The organism is Silvibacterium bohemicum (assembly GCF_001006305.1).
GTDB lineage: Bacteria > Acidobacteriota > Terriglobia > Terriglobales > Acidobacteriaceae > Silvibacterium > Silvibacterium bohemicum.
This window is the reverse complement of sequence record NZ_LBHJ01000020.1, coordinates 219,694-232,690: the sequence shown is the minus strand read 5'-3', so window position 1 is coordinate 232,690 and position 12,997 is coordinate 219,694. Positions and strand designations below refer to the sequence as shown.

The window sequence follows — 12,997 nt, the reverse complement described above, 5'->3', positions numbered from 1 at the left end:
GTATGGCTGACCCATTCTCGATCACCGTTTCTGCTTTGGCGCTCGCGGTTTCATCGGTGACGGCCTGGTTGACGCTGTTCCGGCGTGGCACCGTCGAAATGACCCAACCTACGGTCATCTTCTTCGGTCCTGATACTCCTCGTTCACAAAACGAGACGCCTCTGCCGAAAATCTTCCTGCGCACCCTTCTGTTCTCAACCGCCAAGCGGGGTCGCGTTATCGAGAGCATGCACATTGCGCTCTCGCGCAATGAGACACACCAGAACTTCAACATCTGGGTCTATGGTGACGACAAGCTTGTCCGGGGGAGCGGCTTGTTCGTGGGTGAAACAGGCATCGCAGCCAATCATCACTTCCTTGCTCCGAGAGATGAGAATTCCTTTCATTTCACGGAGGGACGGTACAAGCTGGAAGTGTTTGCGCACTTGCTCGGCGACAAGGCTCAGACGAGGCTTTTTTCGCAGACACTGGAGATCTCGCGTGACATCGGTGCTTCGCTCAAGGAACCAGGAACGGGTCTGTACTTCGACTGGGGGCCGGACTCGTCACGCTACTTACCGCATGTCGAGCAGCGGCCTCCTTCCTCGGATCCGCAGAAATTCCTTGAGCTGCTTGGCCTCAAGTAGCATCGCCTTACAGCCATGCCCTGCCAGTAACTTTCCATGAAACGGCGCGTACACCGTCGTCAAGCAGGCAGGCTGGGGAGCGGGCTTTGTCGCTTGAAGCCGCGATATCGAACCGGCCGGTGAGGGCATCCTTGATTTTTTGATCCGCTCCATCCCACCACTCTGGCTTGAAATAACGGTTCTCGCAAAACTCAAATACGAATCGCACGATGGCGTGAGGCAGGTCGGCGTCCGGGAGTGCGTCCAAGGAAGCCGCCAGCGGCTGACAAGCGTCCTTGCTGCTTTCGTGCCACGCGAAAATGAATGCTCCTCCCCGCTCGGTGGCGATGAGCGAAAATGTAACCTGCTCCAGCGTCTTGGTAAAATCCCCCAGGTATTGAAGCGGTTTCCCGGCGAAGTCGCATTCGGGAAAGAGGCCGCCCGCGCACAGAATCTCGGGCGCACCCTCAAACGTCACCATGAATCCTTGCAGCTCCGAATAGTCGTGGGCCAGGAGCATGGAGTCAAACTTCTGCTTATGTGTTTCCATATCGCGCACTGAGGCTTTATATGCTTCGGCAAGGACGCTCAACATCGCCTGAATCTTCACCTGCTCCGGCAATGCCTTTCCCCGGTCGAATCCTTTAAGCACGGGCACGGAGTTCAGCGCATATCGTTTTTTCGTAAATTCATGGCAGAGAGCGCGGTAGGCCAGCAAGAAGCATTGTTCTCTGCTGCCGGTAAACGGTGCCTGCTCCAAAGGGGAAAACGCGCCCGAATCGTGCGGCTCGCAGAAGATTGGCAACACTGACGCATCGTTGACCCCGATCAGCTTGATCTGCAACTTGCCCTGTGCTTTTTCCAGGTCTTGCATGGTTGCCGACTGGTGATAGACGTGGCCGTTCCTCGCGATCCGTTTCAGCATCTTCCTGACAACGGTATGAGAGCCAATCGCAGGCTGGCAGCAGATGCTTCCGGCCGTCGCGCCCACATGGAGGCACTCGCCCTTGTTGCCCCGCTTCCGAAAATGCGCATCGACCTCCCACGGCCGCACAGCCTCCTGGTCCTTGCGGTCGATGTGGCACTTCTTATATTTCTTGCCTGACCCGCACCAGCAGGGGTCGTTGCGTCCTGGCTTCTGTGTCATAGGCGATGTCTCCGCCATGCGGATCGTACAATCTAACTTCCGCGGTGGATGATTGACTGCAGGTTACGCGGCGGAACTCTCTGCCGGTGGACTTCCACTGGGATTTGTTCTCCCAGCTCTTGGGAAGAGATAACCCGTGATCGTTTCAAAGAGACTGTCAAGTATCGCAGCAAGTCTGGGCGATGCTTTGCGTCCAAAATCTTTGTAGGTTGAAAGCCATTCGTGTAGTTCCGACAGCACCTCCTCGTCCCTAACGGTTCGATTGTGCAGGGCATAGATGAAATCAAAATTCTCTGCTTCGACCGAGTGAATCATGCTTTCAAGGTCGTGGATGCCCACTACGGTGAGTGGCCGGATTATCACCCCGGGTCGAATCGCATACTGCCGTAGCTCATCCTGGAACTGGCGATTCAGATACCAGTTGAGGAATGGCACTCGGAATATATGATCCTGCAGAACCAACATGGGTACAACTGCGCGAATGCCTCCGAGGTGCAGGCCTTCAATGTTCTTTCTGCTCTTGTCATCCTCAGCGAAGGCCGCACCGATATTGGCCGCAAGCTGTTTGCAGCCATCTGCGAATTTCTTGTGCAGATCATGCAGGAACACGGATGAGTCGCCAGAATAGCGCGCATTCCTGGCGAGGAAGCCTCCCTTATATTCACAAGCCACGAGTACGCCTTCCTTCAGCAGTACGCCGTCGAAGGACTCATTCTGACTCTCGGCGAATCTTGGCGAAGGGACGTACAGGATCGGAAGAGTCGTCTTCATGCCCTTGAAAAGCCAATGCACGTATTCTTCGAAGAGCACGCCCCAGACATTGAACAGCGTCTGCCGCATCTTAGCCGGAAGGGCGTCGTGTAGTACCCATTGCACACCGGTGTGACACTTCTCCAAAATAAAAGTCGTGTCGGTGGGCACTAGCTTTTGCGGCTCTAACCTGACGAGAGGTGCAGAACGGAACGACACCAGGTCGTATCGCGGATCCGTCTGTGCCTCTGCGAGAATCTTGGCACGGATCTCTTCGGTCGTGCTCGATATGGTACCAAGGACAATCTCGAGTTCTTCCTGTGTAATCCCTGACTCTCCTCGAAAAATCGATGGATTGATCTGCATGTAGTTCGGATCTGCATCAAGGGGCGAACCGATGTTGGAAAAATAAGCGTAGATCGCAAACACGACCAGAAGCCACCGCTCCAGGGAGATGCCAACTCCTCTCTGAAACTCGGATTCAAAGTCGAATCCTCGGTACTGTTGGGCTATCCGGCCCTTTACCGCCGGATCCCGCAGCAGAGTGCGGTACATGACCTCCAGCCGTGGCATCAGATGGTCGGATTTTGGCGCATTGGCCAGTTCAAACCCGGCCAGTGTCTGGACCATAAGTTCGATACGCATCGTATCCGCAGTCCCAGTAGCCAGGGCTTGCGCTTCCTTCACGCTGACGAGAAGGTCGTTCATCATCAAGCAGGCCCGCCCCATCAGATACCTGATTCGCTCGTCGTCCTCATCCTTCGGCATCGGTGCTGGGTCACCTTCCGTCAGGACGATTCGCAAAACGTTCAAAATACAATGAGGAAGGAAGATCGGTCGATCCTCACAGCGAGCGAACGGGAGGCGCTGCTTGAGACGGTTGAAGCACTCATCGTCCAGATGGCCAGCTACGAGTTTCTCCTGAATTTTGGCGAAGGTCTCCCACCCCTTCTCCTGCATGGCCGCCCGCACCAGAAGATCCATGTACGACAGGATGTGTGTCGCATGGCGAAGCGGTACTCCACGGAGGACCGTAACCAGTTCAGCCATGGCAGGCCGACGGTCAAAAAGGTCGGAAAAACTGATGTACAAACCAGGCTTCATAGCTGTCGCCTACCTTTAGGCATCTCCTATCGAACCAATGAAGCGGCCCGGCCGGGAAGCCTGCATCTAGTTTACAATAGATACGCTATATTGATAAATGTAAACCGAGGAGGACCAAATGATCGCTGACCGAATTCGCCTGGCGCGCCGCAAAGCAGGGCTTTCCTTACGGGATCTGGCTGCTGCCATGGACGACAGAGTCACCCCTCAGGCAATCGGCAAATATGAGCGCGGGGAGGATATTCCGAGTTCTGGCGTCCTCCTGGCTCTCGCCAAGGCACTCAAGGTAACGGTCAGCTATCTGATGGACACTCAGGGGCTCGTCCTCTCTGGCGTCGAGTTCCGAACCAAAGCAAATACCACCTCTTCCGATCGTGCCGCAGTCGAGACCGAGGTGCTCGAATGGATCGAACGGTATCTCCAAATCGAGCATGTGCTCGAACTCGACAGCGCGGAGTGGAAGTCTCCGTTTGCCTCTCTGAAGGTATTGAATGCGCCCGCAGATGCGGAAGATCTCGCGAAAGAAGTGAGAGAGAGATGGAAACTCGGGATCGATCCGATCCCCAACATGACCGAACTGCTCGAGGAAAAGGGTCTGAAGGTTCTGATCGTTCCTCTTCCTGATCGGGTGTCAGGGTTCACTTGTATGGTGTCTCGGGAAGAAGGAGAGCCCCGCCTTCCCGTGATTGTGATCAATCGCAAGTTCTCATTGGAGCGCCGACGTCTCACCCTCGCGCACGAATTGCTACACAGGTTAATCGACACTGATTGCCTGTCGGACAAAGATGAAGAGAAGGCGGCGAACCTCTTCGCAGGGGCGTTCCTAATGCCGCGAGAGCACTTGATGCGCGAAGCAGGCAAACAACGCAATGCCCTCGGTTACAGAGAGCTGATTGACCTTAAGAGGCTTTATCGAGTCAGCGGCGCAGCGTTGGTGATGCGCCTTAGACAAGTGGGCATCATCAGTGAATCGACCTTAACCTACGCGTTTCAAACCATCGCTCGCGGATGGCGGACTCAAGAGCCACATGAGCTTGAACCTCCCTCCGAAAGAGGCCAACGCGAATGCCCGCTACGCTTCGAACGTCTTTGCTATCGAGCCTTAGCTGAGGATTTCGTTTCCCTAAGCAAAGCTGCTGAATTACTGCGTATCTCCTTACCCAAAGTTGAAGCCGGCTTGAAAGGACCGCAAGAGCAGTATGCGGATCATCATCAGTGATAGCAGCTGTCTCATCGATCTTCGCAAGGCTGATTTACTCGCTATATTCTTGCGATTGCCGTTCGAGATCATGATTCCGAATACCCTCTTCGAGGACGAGTTGCTCAGCTTCACTGATCTTGAGAAGCAGGAGCTGCTCGGCGGCGGCCTGAAGGTCGTCGATCTTCCTGGCGCTCAGGTCTCCCGAGCGAGAGATGTGATTCGTGCCAAGCCGCGGCTTTCAATACATGACGGGTTCGCCTACGTTCTGGCGGAGTCTCATCCCGGATGCATCCTGTTAACGGGTGATTCGCAATTGCGCGCCCTTGCAGACGAAAACCAGATGGAGGTTCACGGAATCCTCTGGGTATTCGACGAGTTACTGAGGAACCAACTCTCTACCGCTAATTCACTCCACGCCATCCTGTCCCAATTCGCGGTCGACCCGGCGGTGCATCTGCCGAAGAAAGATTTGACGGCCTACCTGAAGCGATACGAAGGGATGCGGTAGATGCAAGACACAGGACCAAGACGGTCCAGCGGTTATCATTGATTCGTGAAGGTGAGACTTATGGAGGAATTAGCGTGATCGATTTTGATAGTCAAGCAACGACGGAAACGCGATTGCCGAATCGCAATCTGGACTTTCTCACCGATGAAGACGATTTGCCTGCGTCAGTTATAGTGACTTCGATAGGGGCTTTGGCGCGGGGAACACGCTGCACTGATGTAAAACATGAAACTACAGACGACAACTAAGACGCCATTCCTTTTACGTTTTGCCGCGCCACTTGAGAACGAGATCTCCAAAGTCATCACATTCCACGGGCAAGATGACATAGAGGGGCAGCCAGATCATCGCCTGGAAGGTTGTTTACTTCGAGATACCCGCTTTACAAGAGTCCGGCATGAAACCACAGACGACGAGTGATCTATGTCCCCGCACTATGGTCATCGCTCTTAGCGAAGTAGATGTTAGCAACAACTGAGGCCGCTGATTATGCACAATGAACCCTTGCTATTACGTTTTGCCCAACCGCTCTCTTCACAGGATGGCCCAATTCTGAGATTCGATCCAGTGCGCCAGATCTCTGAGGTCAATGAGAACGGAACTTGGGTGCCTGGTTGGAAGAACTCTGACCTCATGGGCAAAGGTCAAACGAAGACTGCCGTCAATACTGAATCGACAGACTGGAGATGAGCGGAACGGTACTTATCGTCAGCACGATCGTCGATTTAGCCACCGATTCCGTTGTTGAGGCCCTAAATTCTCGCGGTGTACCGTTGGTCCGCGTCAACACCGAAGACTTACCGTTTGCTTCCGAGATCAGTTATTCCTTCGGCGCGGAGGATTCTCAGTCTATCTTTTGGAAAGAGCGACCGGCGGAGACGTGGTTCGAGTCTGTCTGGTATCGGCGAGTTCGTGCTCCGTCGATTCCAGACGGGATGGATACTGGGACCTACGATTTCTGTGTCCGCGAAAATCGTAGCGCTCTCATCGGTGGCCTGCTGGGGCAGCAGGCACGGTGGATGAGCCAGCCTGCGGCAATATGGCAGGCGGAATTTAAGCCTTTCCAGCTTCAGGTGGCGAAGGATCTGGGACTGAAGGTTCCGAAGACCCTCATATCTAACAGGCCGGAGAGCATCCGAGAGTTCCAACTCCATGTAAAGGATCTCATCGCCAAACCTGTTCGAAGTGGTCATGTAGTAAAGAATGGAGTTGAATGCGCGGTCTTCACTACAAAACTGAAAGATGAAGACTTCCTGGACCTTGCAGATGCTCGTTTGAGCCCCACGATATATCAAGAACTCTTGCCCAAAAAGTATGACGTCCGAGTGACAATCGTTGGGCGGAAAGTGTTTGCAGCGGCCATCGACTCACAATCGGATCCCAGTGCAAGCATAGATTGGCGTATGACCAAGAACCCCAATCTTCCACATCTCCCGATAGAACTCCCAAATTGCTTAGCCGAAAAGCTTTTGGAGTTGATGTCGCGGTTGTCTCTCAGTTATGGGGCCATCGATCTCGTCCTGACCCCAGATGGTCAATATTTCTTTCTGGAAATCAATCCAAATGGCCAGTGGCTGTGGCTAGATGACATGCTTAATCTCGGCATATCAGAGGCTATTGCAAATTGGCTGGCGGGAGAAGCTCCATGAGGTTCGCAGCCCTACGCGACTGGATCTACCCTCTCGCGGAACCCTTGTCTTCAGATGAAGTCAATCTGAATAAGAAGCGGGAACAGGAATGCCTGGATTTTGTCAGCAGTCATTCTGATCCGCAGTCCGTTGTGAAAGCATATGCCGAGTTGGAGCGCTATGAGGCGGAGCGTCTCGAAAGGGTTGAGGCGAGACTCAATACCATTTTGGGCCTCACCTCGATTACAGCGAGCCTTCTGTTAGGTGGGACATTCGTTCTCGTGAACGGCGGTCTGAGTGACAGCAACTTATGGGTCCGATCGCTCGCAGGGCTTGCGCTGCTCTATCTAAATTTGCAAATAGTCGGCTCAACCATTGCAGCGATTCGGGGCCTCACTCGAATGACGTGGCATGCGCCTACGATCGAAGATCTTCTACCGTCTTCCATCATTGGGTCTCGCGACACGAATCAGCAACTGGCAGTCCGAAATTGCGAACGCCATCTGCACGCCGAGCAGAATGTAAATTTCAAAGTGACTCAAATGGCGGTAGCACACACCGCGATTAGAAACTTTGCGGCAGGGAGCGCGTTGGTAGCTATGCTTGGTTTCGCGAGTGCTTCCATCCAAAGCCCAGGCAGTGCGGCAGCCAAGGCTATTCGCAAAGATCCAGACATTCAAAAACTTCTGAGAGGACCTGAAGGTCCTCCTGGACCCATAGGGCCGAAGGGGGAGCCGGGAATATCGGCAACTCCCATTCAATCTCCCTCGTCAGATCACAGAGCCTCTAGGCCACGTTGAGCGTATTTGCTCGAGTCACAACGGGGAATGAGGGTGGTCATTCACAGATTCACATCCTGTTATTGGACCTTTTTGGTCCTTCGATAAGTTCTGGCTAACATGCAAGCTACAGAAAATAAATGAGATCGAGCAACGCAGATTCGATGCCTGCTTCCTGCGCATTACGGCAATATAACGCAACTCATTGAAACCAGATGGTACAGACCACACTCTACGCCACTGATTACACCGAAAAATCCCCTTATTGGACCTTTTTTGGACCTTTTTTATTAGCTCCTTTTCAGGTCTTCCGGTCACTCATAGGAACCTGCTCCGGCGTTCAGATTAGCCTCCCTCCCGTGCCAACACTTCGATGTTGCCTGCACCGCATTGCTTCTGGTCACATCTCTGGCGTGGGCTAGACCCAAGACGTTGACCCTCGAAGTGCCGGAATGACTTGCCATACCTGCCCGGTCACGATCAAGAAAGCTCTGCTGAAACAGCCCGGTGTAATCGTTGTGACTGTGCTATGAGAAGAAGCAGCTTGACATATCCTTCCATGACGCGAAGACAAATCCGATTGCCATTATGAAACCTACGGCATCAGTAGTTTCCCATCTCAGCCTGCCAAGTGACGCGACTTTGGGAGGTGGTGTTCAATGTCGCTCCTTCAAAGGAAAGCTATTGCCATCAACAGCAGCCACAGCTCTCACCTCGAAGGGCACGTCGTCCCTCGACGATCAGGATCGGCAACGCCAGGATCGCAGCCGCTGAATCTACCCAATGAACGTGCCAGACGGCGTTGATGGCAAGTACCACCACGGTTATCGCGGCAAGGTAAGCGCAGGTCGCCGACTGTACAGCGTCCGCAGCTAATGCTCGATTGTTCGTCCGCCGCGCAGTTCTACGCTTGGCCCAAGCCAAGGTCGGCATCACGGCAAGGGCGAGAAGCGTGATAACGATGCCGCTGCAACTTGTCTCCGCCTTGACTCGGTATAGAAGTGAAAGGATAGCCACGAGTGCGACTACTCCTGCGAGAACAAAGAGCAGAATTCCGGCCAGCCGTGCAGCGCGATCTTTTGTGAGCGGGAACGACGGGACAATCGCCAGCAGAACCACCGTCGCAGACAGCAACTCCACAAAGCTGTCTGCGCCAAATGCCAGCAGCGCTGGGCTATGCGCGGAAATAGCTCCGTAGAGGGATACGGCGCACTCCACCAACATCCATACCAATGTGATTCCCTGAAGCCACGCAATCATGCCTGGTTCCGTTGGAGGAGAGGCACAGGTTGTCCTGCTATTGGAATGAGCTTCGGTCTGGATAGACTGCGCCACAACTAAGTTTATCGCTGTGCCTACACTGGGATCGTGTTCGTGCTCAACTTTTCCTGCTCCAAGAGATGCAGGACTCTTTGCTTGATTTCGTCGCGGGTCTGACGCACGGTTTCTATTCCTTGTCCTTTGGGATCGGGAAGCGGCCAGTCGTCGCGCCGGAGACCGGGAACGTAAGGGCATTCATCCCCGCAACCCATCGTGATGAGCAGTTCGGCATCCTGCGCCAGTTCTGCCGTGAGCTTTTGCGGCTTGGCATGGTTGAGGTCGATTCCCAACTCTCGCATCGCGTCCACAACTACGGGGTGAACGTGCTCGGCAGGATGAGTTCCGGCAGAGATGGCATGAGCCAACTCAGGATCGACAAGCCGGTTGAAGAGTGCCGCCGACATCTGCGAACGTCCAGCGTTGTGAATACAGGCAAAGATATAAGTACGCATCCCAATAAATCTCCTTCTAAGTCTGTGGCCTACTGATGCCCGATCTGGTCGATTTCTTTTTGCAGAGCAAGCTGGTCGAGTGTCGCAAGAGGAAGCGATAAGAACAGGCTGATTCTGCGATCCAGAATGGAGAACGCATCACGGAAGGAGCGCTCGATCTCTTGGGGCGTACCCACCACGGCAGCAGGATCGGGCACTCCCCAATGTGCGGTCAAGGGCTGCCCAGGCCACACCGGGCAGACCTCCTTGGCTGCGTTGTCGCAAACGGTAAAGACGAAATGGAGTGGTGGAGTACCAGGTTTGGCGAATTCGTCCCATGACTTGCTGGAGAATCCTTCTGTACTGAGTCCAGCAGCCGCGATCTGCTTGAGAGCTTCAGGGCGAACGAACCCAGCGGGATGGCTGCCCGCGCTATATGCGGTGAAGTTGGGGCGCCCCTTGCGGTTCATGATCGCCTCGGCCATGATGGAGCGGGCTGAGTTTCCTGTACAAAGAAACATGACGTTGTAGTGTGTTGGCATTTTCAGTATCTTTCCTCTGCACTCTTACGCACAGCAGGTCGGGCCACAGCAGTTTTTGTTTGCACCAGGCTTGACCGCATACACCTTGACGCTGGCTGCGGCTGCGTTGACATCGTATTCAGAGAGCAGTTTGGTTAGGTCTTCGTGGAGGCTGGCTGGCATGGACGCATCGGTAGAACAGCAAGAGGCTGCCGGCACCGTCAAGCTACTGGCCGTATCCATTGATGGAGAGCAGCACCCGGCCTGATTTTCGACCTTGGCATAGGCGTTCAGATCGGCCCCGCTATCGACAATCTCGACGTGTTCAAAGCCTGCGGCGAGCAGCCCTTCGCGGTAGTCGTCTATCTTGATCGCTCCACCGATGCAGCCGACATACGCCGCCATGCTCTGCGCCACGGCAGGCGGCAACTCAGCCTTGAGTGCAATATCGCTTACCGCCAGTCTTCCACCTGGTTTAAGGACACGCGCAATCTCGCGGAAGACAGCGGGCTTGTCGGGAGCAAGATTGATGACGCAGTTGCTGATGACGCAATCGACCGATCCATCCGCAAGGGGAAGGTGGTCGATGGTCCCAAGATAAAACTCAACATTCCGGTATCCGCCGTTCTGTGCGTTTGTTCGGGCGCGCTCAATCATCGCTGGCGTCATGTCGATGCCGATGGCCTTTCCAGTGGGACCGACCAGAGGCGACGCCAGAAAAACATCCATTCCGCCGCCCGAACCCAGATCGACGACCACTTCACCTGGACGTATGGAAGCAATCGCAGTCGGGTTTCCGCACGAAAGCCCCATGTTGGCTTCGGCAGGAATCGAGGTCAGTTCCTCCGTACTGTAGCCAAAGGCTTCGGCAACTGCCTTCACGCCCGCATCTTTGCTGGAGAGTGTGCTCTCCGCAACAGCCCCATACTTCGATCTCACCGATTCAAGCAACTGCTCAGTCATAGGCCCTCCGACATATCTGTCAAAGTGAATATATTTCCACTGGACACATCTGTCAATGCGCATATAATCGCGACATGGCGACTAGACAGAAGGCTTTTGATATTGAGCGATTCTTTCAGGCACTCGGAGACAATACCCGGCTGCGGCTCCTGAACCTGATGGGGGACCAGGAGATTTGCGTCTGCTATTTCGTGGAGATATTGAATCAGCCCCAGCCGAAAATCTCCCGTCACTTGGCGTACCTGCGGAATGCCGGCATCGTAACGACTCGGCGCGATGGCAAGTGGATGCACTACCGCATCGTGATGCCGCCCAATGAAGGGGCGGCGAGAGTGCTGCAAGAAATTTTGCAATGGTTCAAAGAAGAAAAGACCATGCAGTCGGACCGGGCAAAGCTCACCAAGGCGTGCTGTACACCGGAGAAGTTCGTGACCTTACAGGGAGCGCCGCTGCCAATGCCAGTTGAACCATCCACTGTTTTCGCTACGAGGTGAATATGTCCAGCATCCCCTATACCCAAGGCCAGGTGTGCGCACCGATGCCGCGCAAGAAGCTATCGTTTCTCGACCGCTTCCTTACCCTCTGGATTTTCCTCGCTATGGCTATCGGCGTTGGACTTGGGCATTTCATCCCCGGTTCGGCGGCCTTCGTGAACAGCTTCCAGTCGGGCACGACAAACATTCCCATCGCCATCGGACTCATCATCATGATGTATCCGCCGCTGGCGAAGGTTCGCTATGAGAAGCTGGGCCAGGTCTTCCGCAATCGCCGGGTGCTGGGGCTTTCTCTGCTACAGAACTGGATCATCGGCCCGGCGTTGATGTTTCTGCTTGCCATCACTCTCCTGCATGGCTACCCCGCCTATATGCGTGGCCTGATTCTTATCGGCATCGCACGCTGTATTGCGATGGTTCTCGTCTGGAACGAACTCGCGGAAGGCGATACGGATTATGTTGCTGGTCTGGTGGCACTGAATAGCGTGTTCCAAGTGGTCTTCTACAGCCTCTATGCCTGGGTCTTCATCACCATTTTGCCCACTTGGTTTGGATTGAAGGGTTCAGTGGTGAACATCGGCATAGGGCCGATTGCCAAGAGTGTTTTCATCTATTTGGGCATTCCGTTTCTCGCCGGTATGTTGACCCGGTTTGCGCTTCTCCGCGCTAAGGGCGAGGAGTGGTACAAAACGCAGTTCATTCCGCGAATCAGCCCCTTCACGCTGATCGCATTACTCTTCACGATCCTCGTTATGTTCAGCCTCAAGGGCGACCTCATCGTGAAGCTACCCTTTGATGTGCTTCGCATTGCTGTGCCGCTGGTGATCTACTTCCTCGTCATGTTCCTGGTGAGCTTCTGGATGGGACGGAAGCTGGGCGCGGACTACGCGCAGACGGCGACACTCTCGTTCACCGCAGCAGGCAACAACTTCGAGTTGGCGATTGCGGTTTCGGTGGCAGTCTTCGGCCTGAACTCCGGTGAGGCATTCGTCGGTGTAATCGGCCCACTGGTAGAAGTTCCCGCACTGATCGGGCTTGTGAACGTCGCTTTCTGGCTGCGGAAACGCTATTTCTCCGCAGCAATCCCTCAAGGTGACAAAGCTGCAATCGGTGCCTGAGAGGATTCGGTATGCGCTTTCTCATCATTGGCGGCAGCGATGCGGGTATTGCCGCGGGACTACGGGCACACGAACTCGACCCGGCGTGTGAGATTACACTCGTACTCGCAGACGATTTCCCGAATTACAGCATCTGTGGGCTGCCGTTTTTCCTGAGCGGCGAAACCCCGGACTGGCATTCGCTGGCACATCGCACAGAGTTTCCCAGCATCCGATTGATGCCGAACCATACGGCTGAGAGCATTGACCTAGCGCGCAAGTCAGTTACCCGCGCGAATGTTTGTGCTACGACCTCAGCGATCTGCGTTGCCACACTCAGCGGTTCTTCGTGTGACCAGAATCTCAAGACAGTCCAGCCTTCCCTACGGAGCCGTTCTGTCGTGTCCTCGTCTCGACTCCTGTTGCCTTGAATCTTCGTTGCCCAGTAG

At 54.5% G+C, this 12,997-nt stretch carries 13 protein-coding genes and 1 pseudogene; 7 read left to right on the top strand and 7 right to left on the bottom strand.

Annotated elements, in window-relative coordinates; all coding sequences use genetic code 11:
• Nucleotides 1-2 precede the first annotated feature (2 nt).
• Entirely contained in the window at nucleotides 3-626 is a 624-nt protein-coding gene (locus XX99_RS24220) for a hypothetical protein (RefSeq protein ID WP_050062000.1), read from the top strand.
• Between the two features lie 7 nt (nucleotides 627-633).
• Here XX99_RS24220 and XX99_RS24215 read toward each other — a convergent pair whose 3' ends face one another.
• From XX99_RS24215 to XX99_RS24210, 3 genes and pseudogenes are all read right to left on the bottom strand, one after another.
• Nucleotides 634-1,530 (bottom strand): hypothetical protein, encoded by an 897-nt coding sequence (locus XX99_RS24215; RefSeq protein WP_231581591.1) that lies wholly within the window; start codon nucleotides 1,528-1,530, stop codon nucleotides 634-636.
• A 153-nt stretch (nucleotides 1,531-1,683) separates the two neighbouring features.
• A pseudogene (locus tag XX99_RS28740) lies at nucleotides 1,684-1,752 on the bottom strand (SEC-C metal-binding domain-containing protein); the annotation flags it as partial.
• Nucleotides 1,753-1,815: 63 nt separating this feature from the next.
• Nucleotides 1,816-3,606: a hypothetical protein gene (locus XX99_RS24210; protein WP_050061998.1), complete on the bottom strand. Its 1,791-nt coding sequence runs from the start codon at nucleotides 3,604-3,606 to the stop codon at nucleotides 1,816-1,818.
• A gap of 118 nt (nucleotides 3,607-3,724) precedes the next feature.
• Here XX99_RS24210 and XX99_RS24205 point away from each other — a divergent pair, with 118 nt between their 5' ends.
• The 4 genes from XX99_RS24205 to XX99_RS28735 all read left to right on the top strand — a co-directional run bounded on the left by XX99_RS24205 (nucleotide 3,725) and on the right by XX99_RS28735 (nucleotide 8,255).
• Nucleotides 3,725-4,825: a helix-turn-helix domain-containing protein gene (locus tag XX99_RS24205; protein ID WP_050061997.1), complete on the top strand. Its 1,101-nt coding sequence runs from the start codon at nucleotides 3,725-3,727 to the stop codon at nucleotides 4,823-4,825.
• A gap of 70 nt (nucleotides 4,826-4,895) precedes the next feature.
• Nucleotides 4,896-5,315: a PIN domain-containing protein gene (locus tag XX99_RS24200; protein WP_197081945.1), complete on the top strand. Its 420-nt coding sequence runs from the start codon at nucleotides 4,896-4,898 to the stop codon at nucleotides 5,313-5,315.
• 686 nt (nucleotides 5,316-6,001) lie between these two features.
• The gene (locus XX99_RS24195) at nucleotides 6,002-6,964 is read left to right on the top strand and encodes an MvdC/MvdD family ATP grasp protein (protein WP_050061995.1); all 963 of its coding nucleotides are present in this window, start codon (nucleotides 6,002-6,004) and stop codon (nucleotides 6,962-6,964) included.
• A gap of 1,210 nt (nucleotides 6,965-8,174) precedes the next feature.
• On the top strand, nucleotides 8,175-8,255 hold the full coding sequence (locus XX99_RS28735; protein ID WP_082125928.1) for a hypothetical protein: 81 nt from the start codon (nucleotides 8,175-8,177) through the stop codon (nucleotides 8,253-8,255).
• 157 nt (nucleotides 8,256-8,412) lie between these two features.
• Here the strand turns inward: XX99_RS28735 and XX99_RS24185 are convergent, their stop codons facing one another.
• The 4 genes from XX99_RS24185 to arsM all read right to left on the bottom strand — a co-directional run bounded on the left by XX99_RS24185 (nucleotide 8,413) and on the right by arsM (nucleotide 10,957).
• Nucleotides 8,413-8,982, bottom strand: coding sequence for a cation transporter (locus tag XX99_RS24185; protein ID WP_050061993.1), 570 nt, complete (start codon nucleotides 8,980-8,982; stop codon nucleotides 8,413-8,415).
• A gap of 95 nt (nucleotides 8,983-9,077) precedes the next feature.
• The gene (locus tag XX99_RS24180; RefSeq protein ID WP_050061992.1) at nucleotides 9,078-9,494 is read right to left on the bottom strand and encodes an arsenate-mycothiol transferase ArsC; all 417 of its coding nucleotides are present in this window, start codon (nucleotides 9,492-9,494) and stop codon (nucleotides 9,078-9,080) included.
• Between the two features lie 29 nt (nucleotides 9,495-9,523).
• Nucleotides 9,524-10,015: an arsenate reductase ArsC gene (locus tag XX99_RS24175; RefSeq protein ID WP_050061991.1), complete on the bottom strand. Its 492-nt coding sequence runs from the start codon at nucleotides 10,013-10,015 to the stop codon at nucleotides 9,524-9,526.
• A 24-nt stretch (nucleotides 10,016-10,039) separates the two neighbouring features.
• A complete protein-coding gene (arsM, locus tag XX99_RS24170; RefSeq protein ID WP_050061990.1) occupies nucleotides 10,040-10,957 on the bottom strand; it encodes an arsenite methyltransferase in 918 nt (305 codons plus the stop codon).
• A 74-nt stretch (nucleotides 10,958-11,031) separates the two neighbouring features.
• Between arsM and XX99_RS24165 the strand changes: the two genes are divergently transcribed.
• Both XX99_RS24165 and arsB read left to right on the top strand, forming a co-directional pair.
• On the top strand, nucleotides 11,032-11,451 hold the full coding sequence (locus XX99_RS24165) for an ArsR/SmtB family transcription factor (RefSeq protein WP_050061989.1): 420 nt from the start codon (nucleotides 11,032-11,034) through the stop codon (nucleotides 11,449-11,451).
• Nucleotides 11,452-11,453: 2 nt separating this feature from the next.
• Nucleotides 11,454-12,569: an ACR3 family arsenite efflux transporter gene (arsB, locus tag XX99_RS24160; protein ID WP_156186193.1), complete on the top strand. Its 1,116-nt coding sequence runs from the start codon at nucleotides 11,454-11,456 to the stop codon at nucleotides 12,567-12,569.
• Nucleotides 12,570-12,997 lie beyond the last annotated feature (428 nt).

Coding starts and splice junctions, on each gene's coding strand:
- XX99_RS24220 (WP_050062000.1), top strand. CDS start 3: ATGGCTGACCCATTCTCGATCACCGTTTCTGCTTTGGCGCTCGCGGTT.
- XX99_RS24205 (WP_050061997.1), top strand. CDS start 3,725: ATGATCGCTGACCGAATTCGCCTGGCGCGCCGCAAAGCAGGGCTTTCC.
- XX99_RS24185 (WP_050061993.1), bottom strand. CDS start 8,982: ATGATTGCGTGGCTTCAGGGAATCACATTGGTATGGATGTTGGTGGAG.
- XX99_RS24210 (WP_050061998.1), bottom strand. CDS start 3,606: ATGAAGCCTGGTTTGTACATCAGTTTTTCCGACCTTTTTGACCGTCGG.
- XX99_RS24195 (WP_050061995.1), top strand. CDS start 6,002: ATGAGCGGAACGGTACTTATCGTCAGCACGATCGTCGATTTAGCCACC.
- XX99_RS24175 (WP_050061991.1), bottom strand. CDS start 10,015: ATGCCAACACACTACAACGTCATGTTTCTTTGTACAGGAAACTCAGCC.
- XX99_RS24180 (WP_050061992.1), bottom strand. CDS start 9,494: ATGCGTACTTATATCTTTGCCTGTATTCACAACGCTGGACGTTCGCAG.
- XX99_RS24215 (WP_231581591.1), bottom strand. CDS start 1,530: ATGCTGAAACGGATCGCGAGGAACGGCCACGTCTATCACCAGTCGGCA.
- arsB (WP_156186193.1), top strand. CDS start 11,454: ATGTCCAGCATCCCCTATACCCAAGGCCAGGTGTGCGCACCGATGCCG.
- XX99_RS24200 (WP_197081945.1), top strand. CDS start 4,896: ATGATTCCGAATACCCTCTTCGAGGACGAGTTGCTCAGCTTCACTGAT.
- arsM (WP_050061990.1), bottom strand. CDS start 10,957: ATGACTGAGCAGTTGCTTGAATCGGTGAGATCGAAGTATGGGGCTGTT.
- XX99_RS24165 (WP_050061989.1), top strand. CDS start 11,032: ATGGCGACTAGACAGAAGGCTTTTGATATTGAGCGATTCTTTCAGGCA.
- XX99_RS28735 (WP_082125928.1), top strand. CDS start 8,175: ATGACTTGCCATACCTGCCCGGTCACGATCAAGAAAGCTCTGCTGAAA.